Source organism: Pseudomonas sp. BBP2017 (assembly GCF_003024385.1).
Classification (GTDB): domain Bacteria; phylum Pseudomonadota; class Gammaproteobacteria; order Pseudomonadales; family Pseudomonadaceae; genus Aquipseudomonas.
Genome location: NZ_PVZN01000006.1, coordinates 137,227 through 151,333, shown reverse-complemented (window position 1 = coordinate 151,333; position 14,107 = coordinate 137,227). Strand labels below are relative to the sequence as shown.

General features: G+C 59.5%; 14 protein-coding genes and 1 pseudogene. 5 read left to right on the top strand and 10 right to left on the bottom strand.

All coding sequences use genetic code 11. The features are described 5' to 3' along the window. Window positions 1-38 precede the first annotated feature (38 nt). The 7 genes from benC to C6382_RS10510 form a co-directional block, all read right to left on the bottom strand. A complete protein-coding gene (benC, locus tag C6382_RS10540) occupies window positions 39-1,046 on the bottom strand; it encodes a benzoate 1,2-dioxygenase electron transfer component BenC (RefSeq protein ID WP_107024437.1) in 1,008 nt (335 codons plus the stop codon). A 25-nt stretch (window positions 1,047-1,071) separates the two neighbouring features. Continuing rightward, a complete protein-coding gene (gene benB / locus C6382_RS10535; protein ID WP_038616069.1) occupies window positions 1,072-1,560 on the bottom strand; it encodes a benzoate 1,2-dioxygenase small subunit in 489 nt (162 codons plus the stop codon). Then, on the bottom strand, window positions 1,557-2,915 hold the full coding sequence (gene benA / locus C6382_RS10530) for a benzoate 1,2-dioxygenase large subunit (protein ID WP_107024436.1): 1,359 nt from the start codon (window positions 2,913-2,915) through the stop codon (window positions 1,557-1,559). Before benA ends, benB begins: the two co-directional genes overlap by 4 nt. Before the next feature lie 106 nt (window positions 2,916-3,021). Next, window positions 3,022-3,978 carry an AraC family transcriptional regulator gene (locus tag C6382_RS10525; RefSeq protein ID WP_107024435.1) on the bottom strand — a complete coding sequence of 319 codons (957 nt, stop codon included), beginning with the start codon at window positions 3,976-3,978 and terminating at the stop codon, window positions 3,022-3,024. 111 nt (window positions 3,979-4,089) lie between these two features. Further along, window positions 4,090-5,343: an OprD family porin gene (locus C6382_RS10520; protein ID WP_107024434.1), complete on the bottom strand. Its 1,254-nt coding sequence runs from the start codon at window positions 5,341-5,343 to the stop codon at window positions 4,090-4,092. A 76-nt stretch (window positions 5,344-5,419) separates the two neighbouring features. Next, entirely contained in the window at window positions 5,420-6,751 is a 1,332-nt protein-coding gene (locus tag C6382_RS10515; RefSeq protein WP_107024433.1) for an aromatic acid/H+ symport family MFS transporter, read from the bottom strand. 147 nt (window positions 6,752-6,898) lie between these two features. After that, a complete protein-coding gene (locus C6382_RS10510) occupies window positions 6,899-7,855 on the bottom strand; it encodes an AraC family transcriptional regulator (protein WP_107024432.1) in 957 nt (318 codons plus the stop codon). Window positions 7,856-7,984: 129 nt separating this feature from the next. On the opposite strand from C6382_RS10510, the gene C6382_RS10505 reads away from it, so the two are divergent. Continuing rightward, a complete protein-coding gene (locus tag C6382_RS10505) occupies window positions 7,985-8,860 on the top strand; it encodes a LysR family transcriptional regulator (protein ID WP_107024431.1) in 876 nt (291 codons plus the stop codon). Between the two features lie 17 nt (window positions 8,861-8,877). Here C6382_RS10505 and C6382_RS10500 read toward each other — a convergent pair. The 3 genes and pseudogenes from C6382_RS10500 to C6382_RS10490 form a co-directional block, all read right to left on the bottom strand. Further along, a pseudogene (locus tag C6382_RS10500) lies at window positions 8,878-9,176 on the bottom strand (FAD-dependent oxidoreductase); the annotation flags it as partial. Window position 9,177: 1 nt separating this feature from the next. Next, window positions 9,178-10,269: an NAD(P)/FAD-dependent oxidoreductase gene (locus tag C6382_RS10495; RefSeq protein ID WP_107024430.1), complete on the bottom strand. Its 1,092-nt coding sequence runs from the start codon at window positions 10,267-10,269 to the stop codon at window positions 9,178-9,180. 42 nt (window positions 10,270-10,311) lie between these two features. After that, window positions 10,312-10,650 carry a helix-turn-helix transcriptional regulator gene (locus tag C6382_RS10490; RefSeq protein ID WP_107024429.1) on the bottom strand — a complete coding sequence of 113 codons (339 nt, stop codon included), beginning with the start codon at window positions 10,648-10,650 and terminating at the stop codon, window positions 10,312-10,314. A 184-nt stretch (window positions 10,651-10,834) separates the two neighbouring features. Here C6382_RS10490 and C6382_RS10485 point away from each other — a divergent pair, with 184 nt between their 5' ends. The 4 genes from C6382_RS10485 (at window position 10,835) to C6382_RS10470 (ending at window position 14,098) form a co-directional block, all read left to right on the top strand. After that, window positions 10,835-11,191: a metalloregulator ArsR/SmtB family transcription factor gene (locus C6382_RS10485; protein WP_107024428.1), complete on the top strand. Its 357-nt coding sequence runs from the start codon at window positions 10,835-10,837 to the stop codon at window positions 11,189-11,191. 54 nt (window positions 11,192-11,245) lie between these two features. Then, window positions 11,246-12,307: an ACR3 family arsenite efflux transporter gene (gene arsB, locus C6382_RS10480; protein ID WP_107024427.1), complete on the top strand. Its 1,062-nt coding sequence runs from the start codon at window positions 11,246-11,248 to the stop codon at window positions 12,305-12,307. Between the two features lie 4 nt (window positions 12,308-12,311). Then, window positions 12,312-13,028, top strand: coding sequence for an arsenical resistance protein ArsH (gene arsH, locus C6382_RS10475; RefSeq protein ID WP_107024426.1), 717 nt, complete (start codon window positions 12,312-12,314; stop codon window positions 13,026-13,028). Between the two features lie 65 nt (window positions 13,029-13,093). Further along, a complete protein-coding gene (locus tag C6382_RS10470; protein ID WP_107024425.1) occupies window positions 13,094-14,098 on the top strand; it encodes an ArsJ-associated glyceraldehyde-3-phosphate dehydrogenase in 1,005 nt (334 codons plus the stop codon). The last annotated feature ends 9 nt before the right edge of the window (window positions 14,099-14,107 follow it).

Genomic DNA, 14,107 nt, shown 5'->3' with positions numbered 1-14,107 from the left:
CGTACCCGCACGATGCGCCCGGCCCCATAAAAACGGCTTCAGGCAGCGGCGGCGAATTTTTCGTAGTAGAAGTTCGCCGGAGTGATGCCCTGCTCGCGGATGTACTGGCTGACCGCCTCGACCATCGGCGGTGGGCCGCACAGGTACACATCGACATCGCCTTCGTTGAGGTGACGCGGCTCGATGTGCTGGGTGACATAGCCCTTGAGCGGGTGCTGACTCTCCGGGTTGGCCACGCAGGCGCTGAAGCTGAAGTTGGGGATGCGTGCGGCAAAGGCCTGCAGGCGATCCAGTTCGACCAGATCGAAATCGTTGGTCACGCCATAGATCAGATGCAGTGGATGCTCGCTGCCCTGCTCGGCGATTTTCTCCAGCATCGCGGTGAACGGTGCAAGCCCGGTACCCCCCGCCAACAGCAGCAATGGCCGGCGGATTTCACGCAGGTAGAAACTGCCCAACGGACCGGCCAGGGTCATGCTGTCGCCAGCCTTGGCGAGACCTGTGAGGAAGCTGCTCATCAGCCCGCCCGGTACGTTGCGGATCAGGAAGCTGACCTCGCCGTCCTTTTGCAGCGAACTGAAGGAGTAAGCACGGGTCTGTTCGCTGCCAGGCACGCCGAGGTTGACGTACTGACCGGGCAGGAAGGCCAGACGGCTGAGGGCATCGCCCTTGATTGACAGGGCAATGGTGCTATCGGAAAGCTGACGCACCGCACTGATGCTGGCCTGGTAGCTGGACTGCTCGGTCTTGCATACCTGGGACGAGGCTGGCACGCGCACCACGCAATCGCTTTCAGCGCGCATCTGGCAGGTCAGCACATAACCCTGAGCGGCTTCTTCCTCGCTCAAGGCGTCTTCGATGTATTCCTGGCCCAGGTCGTAGCGACCGGCCTCGGCAAAGCACTTACAGGTACCGCAGGCGCCATCACGGCAGTCCAGCGGGATGTTGATGCCCTGGCGGTAGGCGGCGTCAGCCACGGTTTCGTCGGCCGTGGCGTCAATGAAACGGGTAACCCCGTCTTCGAAATTCAAGGCGATCTTGTGCATGGCGCACCTCGCAGAAAAGCTGGATTCAGATGTGGTAAACGTCGATGACCTGACGCACGTAGTCGTTCTTGAGCACGACTTTCTTGGCCTTGATCAGCGGCCGTTCGCCGCGCACATCAAGGGTGTAGAAACTGGTGCCGAAGTGACTGTCCACTGTCTTGTAGCGAAAGCTCAGGGTGTGCCAGTTGAAGCGCACCTTGCAGACGCCATCGTTCTGTTCCAGCAGTTCGATGTTGCTGATGTTATGCGAGGTCCGGGTGTCGGGCATGGTCGCACTGGAGCGTTCGGTCTTGATCCGGAACACCCGGTCTTCCAGACCGCCACGGTTGCCGTACCAGATCAGCGAAATTTCCCGTTGCGGGTCTTCGGTGAGCTGGTCGTTGTCGTCCCAGGCCGGCATCCAGAAAGTGGCGTCGGCGGCGTAGCACTCCAGCCAGTTGTCCCACTGGCTGTCGTCCAGGTAACGCGCTTCTTCGTAGAGGAAGTCGCGTACTTGCTCGAAGGAAATGCTCATTGCACGGCCTCCACCGGGATCAGCTGTTGCTCGTCGGCGAGGGCCTTGAGCATGGTTTCCTGCCAGTACTTGTGTTGCAGCACGAACAGGCCTTCGTCTTCGGTACGCACACCGCTCATTTGCGGATGCAGATCGATTTCCTGGGCAGCGGCATCGGCGCCGTCGACCCAGTGGGTTGCCCCACGCGACATGTCGTTCCAGCCACGCCCGCCCTGGTAACCCATCTGGCACGAACGGAATTCTTCCAGGTCGTCCGGAGTGGCCATGCCACTGACGTTGAAGAAGTCCTCATACTGACGGATGCGCTGGGCCCGGGCCTCGGCGCTCTCGCCCTTGGGCGCGATGCAGTAGATGGTGATCTCGGTCTTGTCCACGGCGATCGGCCGGGCGATACGGATCTGCGAGCTGAACTGGTCCATCAGGTACACGTTCGGGTACAGGCACAGGTTGCGCGAGTTCTCGATCATCCAGTTGGCGCGGGCCTGACCGAAGTCGGCGGCCAGCTCGTCACGGCGCTCGAACAGCGGACGGTCCTCAGGGTTGGCCCAACGGGTCCAGAGCAGCAGATGACCTTTGTCGAAGGAGTAGAAACCACCACCGCTCTTGGCCCAGCCGCCAGCGCTCATGGTTTTCACTTCGCTGCCCGCCTCGCGCTGCTTGCGCTGGTTCTGGGTAGCGGCGTAGTTCCAGTGCACGGCACTGACGTGGTAGCCGTCGGCACCGTTCTCGGCGGTCAGCTTCCAGTTGCCTTCGTAGATGTAGGAGGAAGAACCGCGCAGCACTTCCAGGCCTTCGGGCGACTGATCGACGATCATGTCGATGATCTTTGCCGACTCGCCCAGATGCTCTACCAGCGGTACCACGTCCGGGTTCAGGCTGCCGAACAGGAAACCACGATAGGACTCGAAACGGGCAACCTTGGTCAGGTCATGGGAGCCTTCACAGTTGAAGCTCGCCGGGTAACCGGCATCGACCGGGTCCTTGACCTTGAGTAGCTTGCCGGAGTTGTTGAAGGTCCAGCCGTGGAACGGGCAAGTGTAGGACGAGCGGTTACCGCTCTTGTGCCGGCAGAGCATCGCACCGCGGTGGCTGCAGGCATTGAGGAAAGCATTGAGCACCCCATCCTTGTTGCGCGCGATGAAAATCGGCTGGCGCCCCATGGTGGTGGTGAGGAAGTCGTTCTTTTCAGGAATCTGGCTTTCGTGGGCAAGGTACAGCCAGTTGCCCTCGAAAATGTGTTTCATCTCAAGATCGAACAGACGGGGGTCGGTGAACATCTCGCGCTTGCAGCGAAAGACGCCCTTCTCCTGATCTTCTTCAAGCAGGGAATTAAGGTAATCGAATCCCAGGGACATGGCCGGGGCCTCCGTTGTTATTGTGGTCAGGCCATGTCAGGTTAGGGAGCGAGGGGCACGGCAAATATCCGCTTTGTGCAGACCTTTATCCGTTTTCTGCAAAGTGTCAGGAACGACGCTTGAGGGTGTCGGAGGGCAGTTCGCCGAACAGCGACTTGTAGTTTTCCGAGAAACGGCCCAGGTGGGCGAAGCCGTAGTCCATGGCCAGTTCAGTGATACTGCGCACCGGGCAGTTGGGGTCGGCAAGGCAGGCGTGGATGCGCTCGAGCTTCTTCTGGCGGATGTAGATTTTTGGCGTGGTGCCGGCGTTGCGCTCGAACAGCGCATACAACGAACGCAGGCTCATGCTGGCCTGGCGCGCCAGTTGTTCACTGCAGATATCCAGCTTGAGGTTGCCCTCGATGTAGCCGGCAATCCGGTCGAAGGTCACGGCCTGACTAGTCAGTGCCTCGCGACTGACGTTGGTCGGCATCAAGGTCAGCATCTTGCTGGCGACGATCTGACTGTAGTGCTCCTGCACCCGCAACAGCGGCTCGCTGGCTTCGGCTTCATGACAGACCATGGCCAGCAAGCCGGAGAATCCTTCCAGCGCCAGCAGCTGGTAATGGCTCTGGAGGAAGCGCACACCTTCGCCGGGACGCTGCCAGCGTTGTTCATCGCAGACACTTTCCAGCAAACGGTTGGGCAGCTTGAGAATGAATTTTTCGCAGTCGGCCGAATAGGCAAGGTCGACCGGCTCGTCCGGGTTGATCAACAGCAACTCGCCAGGCCCCAGCAAACGTTCGGCACGACCGCGCCGCCACAGGCAATGGCCACGCAGCAGGATCTGCAGGTGAAAGACGTTTTCCAGGGCCGGCGACATCACCCGTACTTCGCCACCGTAACTGATCCGGCACAGATCAAGGCTGGCGAACTTGCGATGATCGAGGCACGCCTCCAGATGCCCGTAACGCGGCAGGCGGATGTTATGCACCCCCACATGCTGATTGACGTAGGTCGACACGGCATAAGGATCGGCACGGTCGAAAACCCGGCTGCGCTCGCTGAGCAGGGGACTCTCCATACCAGGACACTCGTTGTAGTTGTCCTGGCAGTCTAAGCGATAGTGCCGACCTTGGACCAATCGAGGGATGGACGGTGTATTTCCAAAGCATCGCGGGTGTAGGAACGAGCGTTACAACAACGTCCAGGTATACGTCAGGATCACCCGGTTCTCATCAATATCCGAGCGGTAGTTCGACCGCGCCATGGCATTGCGCAAGCGTACCCCGAGCCCCTTGAGTACCCCGCTCTGTACCGCATAGCCAATGTCCAGGTCGCGCTCATGCTCCTTGCCCTCGAAGCCGAGCCCGGTGTCGACATTGTTGCCCTTCAGGTAGCGCACCGTTGCCGTCAGCCCCGGAACCCCCATGGCCACGAAGTCGTAGTCATAACGCACCTGCCAGGAACGCTCATCGGCATACGAGAATTCATAGGTCGGTACTTCGTTGCCGAGCGGCGAGATATTCGGAAACACGCGCGGAAACGCGTTCTCACCGTAGATACCCTGGTAGCCGACGCTGAACGTATGCCCGCCGTGCTTGGCCGATAGCAGCGAATAGAACGCCTGGTTGTCGATATCGCCGATCCGACTTTCTCCCTGCTCCTTGGCGCTGAAGTAGCCAAGGTTGGCGCCCAGTAGCCAATCACCCACTGGCTGGTTGTGTTTGAAGCCGACAAAGCCCTGCTGGTAGATATCCTCCAGGCGGCCATACCAGAGGCTCATAGTGCTGCGGTTGGCATTGAAGCTGTAGTCGCCACCGGCAAAGTTGAAAGCATCGCTGTCAGCCTGACGCTGGGGCAGGTGGCCGAGCATGGCGATCAGTTTTTCATCGCCTGCTTCGTTGCGCAGGCTGGTGGAGCTCAGGTGTCCCGCCTGCAGGGTCAGGCCGCTGATTTCAGCCGAGCTGATGCTGGCGCCCTGATAGGTCGGCGGCAGCAGGCGCGAGTCATTGTATTGGAGGATCGGCAAGTTGGTTTGCAGTTCACCGACCTTCAGTTCGGTCTTCGAATAGCGCAGCTTCAAAGTTGCCCCTGCGCGGCTGTATTCATCCGCCGCGCGGCCGTCATCCTGGACCGGCAGCAGGCCGGTGCCGGTCCGGTCCGGGCTGCTGTCGAGCTTGATACCGAGCAGGCCGATGGCATCGACGCCAACGCCAATCGGCCCCGGGGTGTAGCCTGATTTGAAGTTGAGGATAAAGCCCTGCCCCCACTCCTCGGCCTTGGACTGCTGGTTGGCGCCAACGATGCCGGAAAAATCACGGCTGAAGTAGTAGTTGCGCGCTTGCAGGGTGGCCGTGGCGTCCTTGAAAAAGTCAGGTTCGGCGGCCTGGGTAGTGAAACTCAGGGCGAACAAAGGCAGCAACCCGATTGGACGGAGGTTGTTCATGATGACGTGCTCTTTTTATTGTTGTTTTAACTTGAGAACTGTGGCGTCGGTATCGCTGGGCAAGCCCGCGAGTCGTCTAGACCGCCGACTGCAGCCTTGCCCCGGCCTGCGCCGAGCTACGGCTGGCAAACACCATCATCGCCACTGCCGCTACCGCGCCCGGCACAGCAAAGGCCATGAAATTCAGCGCCAGCGGCAACTGGATCCCCAGCAGCAGGCCGCCGAGGATCGGTCCGACGATTGCCCCGCTACGACCAATGCCCGATGCCCAACCCAGTCCCGTGGAACGGATGCCCATCGGATAGAACTGGGCGACGCAGGCATAAGCCAGGATCTGGGTACCGATAGTGGTTGCCCCGGCAATCGCGATCAGCAGGTACAGCACGGGTGTCGGGCTCTTGAAGCCCAGCAGGCTGATCGACAACGCCGCCAGCGCAAAGAACACCACCAGTACGCGGTCGAGCTTGAAGCGATCACCAATCCAGCCACCGCCAACAGCCCCAAATATCGCCCCGAAGTTGAGCACCAGCAGGAAGGCCAGACTCGATCCCAGGCCGTAACCGGCATTGTTCATCAGTTTTGGCAGCCAGGAGTTGAGGGCATAAACCATCAGCAGGCAGCAGAAGAACGCGACCCAGAGCATCAAGGTGCTCAGCGCCCGGCCTTCACGAAACAGCTGCGGTACCGAGCCACCCGCTTCGACACCAGTGACCACTTGCAAACGGTCGCCTGCCTGTGGCTGGTAGCTGGGTTCGACCCGTTGCAGCAATTGGCTGGCCTGCTCGGTTCGTCCCTGACGCACCAGAAAACCCAGGGACTCCGGCAGGAAACGCAGGATCAACGGCAACAGCAGCAAGGGGACGATGGCGACGTAGAACACCGACTGCCAACCGAACGCCGGTAACAACACGATGCCCAAGCCAGCCGAGAGCATGCCGCCCACCGAGTAGCCGCTGAACATGATTGCCACCAGGGTGCTGCGCATGCGCTTGGGAGCGTACTCGTTCATCAACGCCACGACGTTGGGCATCACGCCACCGATTCCCAGGCCCGCCAGAAAGCGACAGATACCGAATTCGCTCGGGTTGCGGGCAAAGCCGTTGAGCACGGTGAAGCCGCTGAAGAGGATCACGCAGATCATGATGGCCCTCTTGCGGCCGATGCGGTCCGACAGCGGCCCGAACACCAAGGCGCCAAACATCATGCCGAACAGGGCGTAGCTGCCCAGGGCCCCGGCCTGCAACGGGGTCATGCCCCACTCCTGCATCAAGGCCGGCAACACCACGCCATAAATGACCAGGTCGTATCCGTCGAAGATGATGATCAGCGCGCACCAGAACAGCACACGCCAGTGGAAGGTATTGAACTTCGCCTGATCGATCAGGCCATTGATATCGATAGCTCGCATGTGGCGTGTCTCTTTTGTTGTTGTTATCGAAACCCGAAGGCGAACCTGCCGAGCAGTGTTCGCGATCTCAGGTTAGGAGCAGTACAAAAGGGCCAATAGCCATTTCCTGCGAATCGCTATCCAGTTTGCGCAAGGGCTGACCAGGGGTCAGCGATGACGTTTGAAGGTGGCCGAAGGCAGTTCACCAAAACGCTGGCGATAGCTTTCGGCAAAGCGCCCCAGGTGCAGGAAACCGTAGTCCAGGGCGATCTCGGTAACGTTACGCACCGGGCTTGCCGGGTCCTGCAGGGCAGCATGAATGCGCTCAAGCTTGCGCTGGCGCACATAGCCCTTGGGCGACAATCCGGCATGGCGCTCGAACAGTGAGTACAAGGTGCGCTCGCTGACCCGTGCAACATTCATCAGCTGGACGACACTGATATCCTGCTCCAGATGGGCGTCGATGTAGGCTGCCAGCTGCTCGAACGAGTGGGGCTGCTGCACCGGCTCAGCACGCTGAACGTTGTTGCCGAGCAAGCTGAGCAACTTGCTGGCAACGATGCGCCCGTAATGCTCCTGGACCTGCAGCAACGAGTCCGTCGACTCCGCCTCTTCGCAGATCAACCCGAGCAAGCCGATAAAGCCTTCCAGCTCACCGGTGACATGGCGCGCGCTGTTGAAACGAATGCCACCCTCGGGCAACTGCCAGCGCTGCTCCAGACAAGCTTGCTCCAGCAGACTGACCGGCAACTTGAGGATGAACTTCTCGCAGTCGGCCGAATAGGTCAGGTCGACCGGATCGTCCGGGTTGATCAATAGCAGCTCGCCGGGCACGTAGTGATGTTCGTTGCCACGAAAACTGGACTGGCAGTGGCCCTTGAGCAGAATCTGCAGGTGATACAGCGAACCCAGGGCCGGCGAGGTGATCCGTGCTTTGCCGCCATAGCTCAAGCGGCACAGGTCAAGGCTGGCGAACTTACGGTGATTGATGCTCGCCTTCAGGTCGCCGGTTCTGGGCAGGCGCAGGCTATGGCCACCGACATGCTGGTTAACGTATTCGGACACGGCATAAGGGTCGGCGCGCTGAAACACACAGCTGCGCTCGCTCAACAGGTGGCTGCTCATGGGCTGCCCTCTTCTTGTTCTTGCTGGACGATATCCACAGGGTCTGGTTATCCACAGGGTCCCAGCTTGCGTCAGCACAAGCAGGCAGTCCAATATCTGTTGGGTAGGCAACAATACCCTGGAGGTATCATGGAACTGCGCCATCTGCGTTACTTCCGGGTGCTCGCGCAGACCCTGAACTTCACCCGCGCCGCCGAGCAGCTGCACATTGCCCAGCCACCTTTAAGCCGGCAAATCCGCCAGTTGGAGGAAACCCTCGGGGTCGATTTGCTCGAGCGCAGCCGTCCGCTGCGCCTGACCGAAGCCGGGCGCTACTTTTACGAACAGAGTGCAATGCTGCTCGACCAGCTCGAGCAAATTTCCGAAGGCACCCGGCGTATTGCCAACAGCGAGCGCCAATGGCTGCGCATCGGCTTCGCGCCCTCAACCCTTTACGATCTGTTACCTGAGCTGATTCGCCAACTGCGCAGTTATCAGGAGCTGGAGCTTGGCCTGCAGGAAATGATCACCCTGCAGCAGGTCGAAGCCTTGAAAGCCGGACGCATCGATATCGGTTTTGGCCGCATCCACATCAAAGACCCGGCCATACACCAGCAGGTGCTGCGCGAAGAGCCGCTGGTAGTCGCCCTGCCCTGCGGCCATCCGCTGATCGGCCAGCCCATCGACCTGATGCGCCTGGCCTTTGAACCCTTCGTGCTCTACCCCGCCACCCCGCGCCCGAGCTACGCCGACCACATCATGGCGTTGTTCTCCAGTCAGGGCCTGAGCGTGCAGGTGATTCAGTGGACCAACGAACTGCAGACCGCCCTCGGACTGGTCGCCGCTGGCCTGGGGATAACGTTGGTGCCCGCCTCGGTGCAGCGCCAGCACCGCGACGACATCGTTTATGCACCGCTGAGCGAAGCAGCAGCGGTTTCACCGATCATTCTCAGCCGCCGGGTTGAGGATAACTCGCCACAGGTCCAGCATTGCTTGAGCCTGATTGAACGCATGACCGAGCACTAGAGCCGCACACACCTTGCTCAAGCCAAGGTGGCCTGAATTTTATCCACAACCCCGGAATGAAAGCGCTCGGCGAGGAACGGAGTGATACCCACAGGCGAAGGTTCCTCATGCAGGACCTTGTCGATCATCACCCCGGTGATCGCCGACTTCAGGATGCCGGTGCGAAAGTGTCCACAGGCATTCAGGTAACCGGAGACTTCCGGCACTGCCCGAGGATCGGCAATTCATCCGCTGACCTTGGGCGCAAACCAGCCCACGTACGCTTGAGGTTAATTTGCGCCAGCTCCGGAATACAGCGAATCGCACCCTGCCAGAGGTCAGTCCTGGCGGGGCGAAGCTGACAGGTGAGACGGGCAATCCTTGCCCAGGTGACGAAGCAGTCGAGGCATCAGGTAACCGGCGTCAGCGCCCACGCCCCTGAGCGTTGCCGAGGCGAAGTTGCGTTGCCTGGGCAAGCCCACGAAGTACAAGCCAGGCACCTGGCTTGCCACACCGTTGCGTTGCAGCATACGCCCACCCTGGTCTGTGATCGGGAGGGCAGTCAGAAAGTCGAGGTTTGGCTGGAACCCCGTCGCAAAGATCAGCGCATCGATCTGGGTTGTGCTTCCGTCCAACCAAACTACACCATCTGGCTGCACCTGCTTGAACATGGCCCTGCGCTGGAATCGACCGGTATTGAGAGCATGTCGGTATTTGCCGCTGTCCAGCACGGGTGTGCTCTGGTCACTCAACCATCGCGTGTGCTCCAACCGAGTGAGTTTCAGCCAGGCGTGAAAATCGAGCCCGAGGATTCGCTGAGGGAAGAAGCGGATCTTCCCGCGGGTTGCCAGCAACACCTCAGCGAAACCTGCAAGCTCATAGGCAATTTGCACAGCCGAGTTCGCGGCACCTACTACCACGACACTTTGCCCGGCAAAGGGCTCTGGCGTTCGATATGCCGAGCTATGCAAACAAGTCCCGGAAAAGCTCTCCAGCCCTGGAATGCTGGGCGTGAATGGACGGCTAAATCCACCCGATGCCACCACCAGCGCATGCGTGGTGAAGGTCGCTCCGGTGTCGCAGCGAACCTCAAATAGCTTTCCCTTCAGCGCAACGTCCACCACTCGGGTTTCCCCCTGAAACGGCAGTCGAAACTCGACAGCGTACGTCTCCAGGTACTTCACCACTTCGTCCCGTAGCGGATAGCTCTTGGCGTCACCAGGAAACGTCAGCCCTGGCAGTGCTGAGTATTCTGCCGGCGAAAACAACTGCAGGCTGTCGTAGTAGTTACGCCAGTTGCCACCGGGGCGTGCCTGCTCATCGACGATGAGGAAGTCCAAGCCGTGTTGCTGCAAGTGCCAGCCAAGCGCCAAACCTGCTTGGCCACCGCCGATGACAATCACATCCAAAGTACGATTCGATTCATTCATATATGCGCACTCATGCATACATAAAGACAAAAAAAGGCCTCGCTACGGACAGCACAGCGAAACCAGACCCTTGGTTCGCTGGAGGAGACCCTCAAGACGCTCGACGATCGCCCCGCCATTCACTTCGTAGAAAACCTGCCGGCCCACCCTGGTGGCCTTCACGATTTGGGCGTCATGCAGCACCTGCAGGTGCCTTGAGATAACAGAACGCTCCTGCGGCAGCTCTTTGGCGATCTCACCGACATCCGCCCGGCCCAGCAGAAGCACGCGCTTGAAAACCGCGACCCTGGAGGGTTCGCAGAGAGCTTTGAAGAAGGCTTCATCCAGCGACTCAATAGCAGCATCGATGGCTTGGGCGCGGAGATTTTCGGTAGTAGTCATAGGGACAATATATGTGCACGAATATGCACATGTAAAGCCACCCTTCATCATGGGTTGCCATACATACGGAAAAGCGTATATTCGAAAAAACACATATATACAGAACATCTAGTGATGACAACCACGAGGTCCATGAGCGCATCAAGCTGTTCGCCCCCGTGAAAACCAAACACTGAGAACCGCCATGACTGACTCGCTGACACCTACCAAGGTTTTCAAATGCCTCGCCGACGAGAACCGCATTCGGATGATGCTGCTGATCGCTCGCGAGGAAGAGCTGTGCGTCTGTGAACTGATCTGTGCCCTGGAAGAAAGCCAGCCCAAGGTTTCCCGCCACCTGGCGCAACTGCGCACGTGCGGCCTGCTGGAAGACCGCCGGCAGGGCCAATGGGTCTACTACCGTCTGCATCCAGAGCTGCCCGCCTGGGTACGCGAGATTCTGATAACGACGCTGGAGGCCAATCGCGAGTGGCTGAGTAGCAGTGCCAAACAACTGGACACCATGGGTGACCGCCCACAACGCGTCGCTACCTGCTGCTGATCACTGTCGAGAAAAACCGATATAGGAACGTTCTGACGTTTAGGGAGATCCACCATGAGCAAGAGCCGCCTTTCATTCCTCGATCGCTACCTGACGGTCTGGATCTTTCTGGCCATGGGGCTTGGCATAGGTCTGGGCAGTCTCTTCCAGGGTTTGCCGGCGTGGCTGAACAGTCTGTCGGTGGGCACAACGAACATTCCCATCGCCATTGGGCTGATCGTCATGATGTACCCGCCATTGGCGAAGGTGAAATACGAGGAATTGCCACAAGTCTTCAAGGACAAGCGCATCCTCACCCTGTCGCTGATTCAGAACTGGGTGATTGGCCCGGTGCTGATGTTCTGGCTGGCTGTCGTATTCCTCTCCGACAAGCCTGAGTACATGACCGGCCTGATCCTCATCGGCTTGGCACGTTGCATTGCCATGGTGCTGGTGTGGAACCAGATCGCGGGCGGCAACAACCAGTACGTGGCGGGCTTGGTCGCCTTCAACAGCATTTTCCAGATCCTGTTCTTCAGCGTGTATGCCTGGATATTCCTGGGCCTTCTGCCTCCGCTGTTCGGCCTGGAAGGTAGCGTCATCGAAACCAGCTTTCTCGAAATTGCCCAATCGGTACTGATCTATCTGGGTATCCCATTCCTGGCTGGCTTCCTGACCCGCAAGATCCTGATCAGCCGTAAAGGCTCCGCTTGGTACGAGGAGCGCTTCATTCCGAAGATCAGCCCGCTGACGCTCGTGGCGTTACTGCTGACCATCGTCGCCATGTTCAGCCTGAAAGGCGACATGGTGCTGCAACTGCCTGTGGATGTGCTGCGCATCGCCATCCCGCTGACCATCTACTTCGTGGTGATGTTCTTCATCAGCTTCTGGATGGGCAAGCTGCTGGAGGCCGATTACCCACGTACCACCGCGCTGGCCTTCACCGCTGCGAGTAACAACTTCGAACTAGCCATTGCCGTGGCCATTGCCACCTTCGGCCTTGCCTCGCCAGTAGCCTTTGCCACCGTCATTGGGCCGCTGGTGGAAGTACCTGTATTGATCTCGCTGGTTGGCGTTGCCTTGTGGCTCAAGCGTCGCTGGTTCGATCAGCCATCTGGTGCCTTGTCCCAGGAGTGAAATCATGACTGAACACCATATTCCCAACATCGACAGTGAACTGATCGATCTGCCGTCTTCAGACAAATTGGCGATCGAACAGCAATCCACCCACAAGCCTCGCATCCTGCTCTTGTATGGATCGACCCGCGAACGCTCCTTCAGCCGCCTTCTGACCGAGGAAGCGGCACGTCTACTGGAGCACTTCGGTGCCGAGACGCGAATCTTCAATCCGTCCGGCCTGCCACTGCCGGATGACGTGCCCGATGACCACCCCATGGTTAAAGAACTGCGTGATCTGGTGCTCTGGTCGGAAGGCATGGTCTGGTGTTCGCCAGAACGCCACGGCGCTATGACCGGCGTGTTCAAGTCGCAGATCGACTGGATTCCGCTGAGCATGGGCGCAGTGCGTCCTACACAGGGCAAAACCCTCGCGGTGATGCAGGTCTGCGGCGGCTCGCAGTCGTTCAATGTGGTTAACCAACTGCGTGTACTCGGCCGCTGGATGCGCATGTTCACCATCCCTAACCAGTCGTCAGTACCGAAAGCCTATCTGGAGTTCGACGAGTCGGGCCGCATGAAGCCCTCTGCGTACTACGACCGTGTCGTCGACGTGATGGAGGAACTGGTGAAGTTCACCCTGCTTCTTCGTGATCGCGCCGACTACATGGTCGACCGCTACTCCGAACGTAAAGAGTCGGCTGAAGAACTGTCGAAGCGTGTCAATCAAAGATCCATCTGAGACTTACATCAATCCGCTCACCACCCCCTCTGACCCCTCGCTAACCGCAACTCGAGAACAACAACATGGCAATCAAAGTAGGCATCAACGGGTTTGGACGTATCGGTCGCTTGGCGCTGCGCGCGTCCTGGGATTGGCCAGAATTCGAATTCGTGCAGATCAATGACCCGGCCGGCGATGCCGAAACCCACGCCCACCTGATCAACTTTGACTCGGTCCACGGACGCTGGCACCGTGAAGCAGGTGCAGAAGGCGACTCGGTGGTGATCGATGGCAAGCGCATCAAGGTGACCGCCAACAAGAGCATCGCCGACACCGACTGGTCGGGTTGCGACCTGGTCATCGAGGCCAGCGGCAAGATGAAAACGGTGGCCTTGCTCCAGGCCTACCTGGATCAAGGCGTGAAGCGCGTGGTGGTCTGTGCTCCGGTGAAGGAAAAGGGTGCGCTGAACGTAGTCATGGGCGTCAACCAGCACCTGTTCGACCCGGCCCAGCACCGCATCGTCACCGCCGCCTCCTGCACCACCAACTGCCTGGCTCCGGTGGTGAAGGTGATTCACGAGAACCTGGGCATCCGCCACGGCTCGATCACCACCATCCACGACCTGACCAATACCCAGAGCATCCTCGATACACCGCACAAGGACCTGCGCCGCGCCCGGGCCTCGGGCATGAGCCTGATCCCGACCACTACCGGTTCGGCCACGGCAATCGCCGAGATCTTCCCCGAGTTGCGCGGCAAGCTCAATGGTCACGCGGTGCGGGTACCGCTGGCCAACGCCTCGCTGACCGATTGCGTGTTCGAAGTAGAACACGCGACCACGGCTGAAGAGGTCAACGCGCTGCTGAAGGCGGCTGCCGATGGCCCGTTGAAGAACATCCTGGGCTATGAAGAGCGCCCGCTAGTGTCCATCGACTACCGCACCGATCCGCGGTCCTCGATCATCGATGCGCTGTCGACCCTGGTGGTCAACGGAACCCAGGTGAAGATCTACGCTTGGTACGACAACGAGTGGGGCTACGCCAATCGTGCAGCGGAGCTGGCCCGACTGGTCGGCGCGGTGGAGTAAACGGCGATC

Bases quoted from the DNA above. Each gene is read 5' to 3' on its own strand.
- C6382_RS10495 (WP_107024430.1), bottom strand. From the start codon at position 10,269: ATGAATGAATCGAATCGTACTTTGGATGTGATTGTCATCGGCGGTGGC.
- C6382_RS10515 (WP_107024433.1), bottom strand. From the start codon at position 6,751: ATGCGAGCTATCGATATCAATGGCCTGATCGATCAGGCGAAGTTCAAT.
- arsB (WP_107024427.1), top strand. From the start codon at position 11,246: ATGAGCAAGAGCCGCCTTTCATTCCTCGATCGCTACCTGACGGTCTGG.
- C6382_RS10505 (WP_107024431.1), top strand. From the start codon at position 7,985: ATGGAACTGCGCCATCTGCGTTACTTCCGGGTGCTCGCGCAGACCCTG.
- benB (WP_038616069.1), bottom strand. From the start codon at position 1,560: ATGAGCATTTCCTTCGAGCAAGTACGCGACTTCCTCTACGAAGAAGCG.
- arsH (WP_107024426.1), top strand. From the start codon at position 12,312: ATGACTGAACACCATATTCCCAACATCGACAGTGAACTGATCGATCTG.
- C6382_RS10490 (WP_107024429.1), bottom strand. From the start codon at position 10,650: ATGACTACTACCGAAAATCTCCGCGCCCAAGCCATCGATGCTGCTATT.
- benC (WP_107024437.1), bottom strand. From the start codon at position 1,046: ATGCACAAGATCGCCTTGAATTTCGAAGACGGGGTTACCCGTTTCATT.
- C6382_RS10510 (WP_107024432.1), bottom strand. From the start codon at position 7,855: ATGAGCAGCCACCTGTTGAGCGAGCGCAGCTGTGTGTTTCAGCGCGCC.
- C6382_RS10485 (WP_107024428.1), top strand. From the start codon at position 10,835: ATGACTGACTCGCTGACACCTACCAAGGTTTTCAAATGCCTCGCCGAC.
- C6382_RS10520 (WP_107024434.1), bottom strand. From the start codon at position 5,343: ATGAACAACCTCCGTCCAATCGGGTTGCTGCCTTTGTTCGCCCTGAGT.
- benA (WP_107024436.1), bottom strand. From the start codon at position 2,915: ATGTCCCTGGGATTCGATTACCTTAATTCCCTGCTTGAAGAAGATCAG.
- C6382_RS10525 (WP_107024435.1), bottom strand. From the start codon at position 3,978: ATGGAGAGTCCCCTGCTCAGCGAGCGCAGCCGGGTTTTCGACCGTGCC.
- C6382_RS10470 (WP_107024425.1), top strand. From the start codon at position 13,094: ATGGCAATCAAAGTAGGCATCAACGGGTTTGGACGTATCGGTCGCTTG.